1 protein-coding gene is annotated in these 621 nt (G+C 63.6%); it reads right to left on the bottom strand.

The features are described 5' to 3' along the window. Nucleotides 1-621 (bottom strand): bifunctional UDP-4-keto-pentose/UDP-xylose synthase (locus J8I34_RS34275; protein ID WP_209808617.1); only part of this gene is annotated, 621 nt, incomplete at both ends.

A 621-nucleotide genomic window follows, 5' to 3' on the forward strand; every position in this document is an offset into this window, starting at 1 on the left:
GCGCATCAGCGCGCTGATGCCGTCCGAGATATCGGCGAAGGCGCGCTTCTGCGCGCCGCCATCGACCAGCTTGATCGGCTCGCCGCGCACGATATGGCCGAGGAACTGCGTCACCACGCGCGACGAACCTTCCTTCGATTCGAAGATCGAGTCCAGGCCCGCGCCAATCCAGTTGAAGGGGCGGAACAGCGTGTAGTTGAGCCCTTGCTCCATGCCGTAGGCGTGGATGACGCGGTCCATCAGCTGCTTGGAGCAGGCATAGATCCAGCGCGGCTTGTTGATCGGGCCATAGACCAGCGGCGAGGCTTCCGGGTCGAACTCGTCATCGCTGCACATGCCGTAGACCTCGGAGGTCGACGGGAACACCAGGTGCTTGCCGTACTTGACCGCGGCGCGCACGATCGGCAGGTTGGCCTCGAAATCCAGCTCGAACACGCGCAGCGGCTGGCGCACGTAGGTGGCCGGCGTGGCGATGGCGACCAGCGGCAGCACCACGTCGCACTTGCGGATGTTGTATTCGATCCACTCCTTGTTGATGGTGATGTCACCTTCGAAGAAGTGCATGCGCGGGTGGTCGACGAGGTCGCCGAGGCGGTCCGTGTTCATGTCCATGCCGTAGAC

The sequence above is a fragment of the Cupriavidus phytohabitans genome, from assembly GCF_017815025.1.
Classification (GTDB): domain Bacteria; phylum Pseudomonadota; class Gammaproteobacteria; order Burkholderiales; family Burkholderiaceae; genus Cupriavidus.